Below are 2,895 nucleotides of genomic sequence, written 5' to 3'. Positions count from 1 at the left end.
GTGAAGTCATGGTGGTGAGGCGGTCGTGGTGAGGCGCAACAGGGCACCTTCGGGCTGCCTGCCCTCTGTCGTCGTCCTGCCGCTGCGGGTGGCGCGCAGGGTTGCCATGGGTAGGGCGCGCGTCCGTGAGGAGATCGGGCGCGGTGTCGCACTGCGCGGTCGGGTCTGGAACGGCATCGCCGACCTCCCCTTCGAGGGAGTCGTCGTGGTCGGCATGGACGGCCGGGTGGCCGCCGTCGGGCCGCAGGACTCGGTGGTGCTGCCGGACGGCCTGCGGATGATCGACTGCGCCTGGATCGGACCGGGCGTCACCGACGCCCATGTTCATCTTGCGGCGACCGCCACATCTGGACACGATGAGCTTCGTGCTGGACTCGTCGCTGTCCGCGACCTCGGTTCCCCGGTCGAGAGGCTGGCCCACTGGCGTGTCGCAGCGCCGATCGTCGTGGTCGGGGCGGGTCCCCGGGTGGTGGGTGCCCCGGACCCACCACCGCATCCTGATCCGCACGGGGACGGGCTGGCAGTCGTCGACAGCCCCGCGCTCGCCCGGCGGGCCGTCACGAGTCTTGCGGCGGATGGTGTCGATCTCATCAAGGTGTGTCTCGGGGGTGGCGAGGGCACCGCACCGTCGCGACGATCGCCCTTGCACTACAGCGAGCTCGAGGTCGTGGTGAAGGCCGCGCATGCGGCCGGGCTCCCGGTGACCGCGCACGCGTTGACCGTCTCGGCGGTGGAGCTGGCGCTGCGGGCGGGCGTGGATGAGCTTGCCCACGTTCCGCTGGAACCGTTGCCGCCCGAGACCGTCGACCGGATCGCCGCCGCCGGCGTGCCGGTCGTGTCGACCCTGCAGTGCCATGCCGGGGCAGGCCCCGCACCCGGGCGCAATGCCGCGCTGCTCCATCGCGCCGGAGTGCCCCTGCTCTACGGCACTGATGCGGGCGGTGCGGGTAACCGTCCGCCCGGGGTTGACCCGCGGGAGCTCGACCGGCTTGCCTACGCCGGGCTGGGGCGCCTCGGCGCGTTGCGTGCGTCGACCTCCGGCGCGGCCCGGGCAGCTGGGTTTGACGGCCAGCGGCCGTCGGGGCGTATCGAGGTCGGTGGGTATGCGGCCGTGGTCGGCCTGCCTGCCGACCCGCTGGTCGAACCCGCGGCCTGGCGTCACCCGAGCGTGGTGGTCAACGGCCAGCGAATCATCACGGCGTAATGTTCACGAATGTGAAGCTTTCCGTCCTGATGCCGGTGTTCAACGAGCAGGCCACGCTCGCGTCCGCGGTCAAGCGGGTGCTGGACGTCACCTATCCCTGCGAGGTCGAGCTCGTGGTGGTCAACGACGGCAGCACGGACGGGACGCGGGCGATCCTCGACTCCGTCGATGATCCCCGGGTCGTTGTCGCCCACCAGTCCGTGAACCGTGGCAAGGGCGCGGCGGTCCGCACTGCGAGCCAGCTCGCGACCGGTGAATACCTGGTCATCTGCGACGCGGATCTTGAGTATGCGCCTGAGGAGATCCCGGCGCTACTCGAACCGGTAATCACCGACCAGGCCCGGGTCGTCTACGGCTCGAGGACGTTCAGCAGTAACACCGCGTACTCGTTCTGGTATGTGATGGGTAACAAGGCGGTTACGCTTGCGGCGAACATCCTGTTCGACAGCTACATCTCGGACCTGGAGACCTGCTTCAAGCTGATGCCGACCAGTCTGTACCGGGAGCTGGACGTCGCCCGGGTCGGCTTCGGGATGGAGGCCGAGGTGACCGCCAAGCTGCTTGCCCTCGGTATCCGACCGTTCGAGGTCCCGATCAGCTACCAGGCCCGCACCCGGGCGGAAGGCAAGAAGCTGACCTGGAAGGACGGGGTCGAGGCGCTGTGGATACTGGGCTCGATCCGGGTCCGTGGCCGGGCGCGGGTCCGCTGACAGGCGAATGCGACAATGGGCAGCGTGCTGAGCTACGCCGTGCGTGGGCTCACCCGCCGGCACGGCGTCGGTGAGCATGCTGTCCTCGCCACATGTGACCTCGACCTCGACATCGAACGTGGCGAGGTGTTCGGAGTGCTCGGGCCGAACGGGGCCGGAAAGACCACGCTGGTGCGCCAGCTCATGGGGCTCATCCGGCCGGATGCCGGGTCGATCGAGATGTTCGGATGGGACGTCGTCTCCCGGCCGGACATCCCGCCCCGGCTGGCGGCCTACCTCGGTCAGGGCGACACGGCCCTGGCGGACCTCCCGGTGAGCGTCGCTGTGGAGACGACCGCCCGTCTGCGCGGGCTGGGCCGTCCCGCAGCCCGCGCGGCACGGACGGCCGTCATCGACGAACTCGGGCTCGCGCCGATCGCGGGTCGACCGTTGCGGCACCTGTCCGGTGGCCAGCGCAGGCTGGCCTCGGTTGCCTGCGCCCTGGTCGGCCACCGCGAGGTGCTCGTCCTGGACGAGCCCACGACCGGGCTTGACCCCACCGGCTCGGCGGGCGGTGTGGTCGGCGCTGCAACGGCGCCGGGACACCGCGGGCGTCACCGTGGTGCTGGTCACGCACAACGTCCTGGAAGCGGAGTCCGTCCTGGACCGCGTCGCCGTCCTCGAGGCCGGTCGGGTGATCGCCTGCGACACCCCCGGGCGGCTCAAGGCGTCGGTGAGTGATGACGTCCGGCTGGACCTGGTCTGGCGGTTCGAGCCGCCCGGCGACGATCCGATCATCGCGCGCCTCGCTCAGCAGGCCGAGATCACCGGCCGTCGGTGGACCACGCGGATGGCCGCGGTCGACGCGCGTGAGGCGCTCGCGCGACTCACGACCGGCCCGGCCTTTGCCGCCCTCGACGACTTCACGCTGGCCACGCCATCCCTTGAGGATGTCTACCTCGCCCTCGGCGGAGCATCCCGCACCCTGGAGCGCTCATGACC

2 protein-coding genes and 1 pseudogene are annotated in these 2,895 nt (G+C 70.6%); all 3 read left to right on the top strand.

Annotated features, from left to right (window positions below):
• The first annotated feature begins 25 nt into the window (after positions 1-25).
• The gene (locus U9980_RS12670) at positions 26-1,204 is read left to right on the top strand and encodes an amidohydrolase family protein (RefSeq protein ID WP_322768085.1); all 1,179 of its coding nucleotides are present in this window, start codon (positions 26-28) and stop codon (positions 1,202-1,204) included.
• Complete coding sequence (locus U9980_RS12665; RefSeq protein WP_416210257.1) at positions 1,204-1,914, top strand: glycosyltransferase family 2 protein; 711 nt, start codon at positions 1,204-1,206, stop codon at positions 1,912-1,914. The genes U9980_RS12670 and U9980_RS12665 overlap by 1 nt, the downstream gene beginning before the upstream one ends.
• A gap of 15 nt (positions 1,915-1,929) precedes the next feature.
• A pseudogene (locus tag U9980_RS12660) lies at positions 1,930-2,893 on the top strand (ABC transporter ATP-binding protein).
• Positions 2,894-2,895: the final 2 nt, after the last annotated feature.

Source organism: Protofrankia sp. Cr1, from assembly GCF_963555865.1.
In the GTDB taxonomy this organism is placed as follows: Bacteria; Actinomycetota; Actinomycetes; order Frankiales; family Frankiaceae; genus Protofrankia.
Note: the sequence above shows the minus strand (reverse complement) of the source record. Positions and strands in the feature narration are given on the sequence as shown.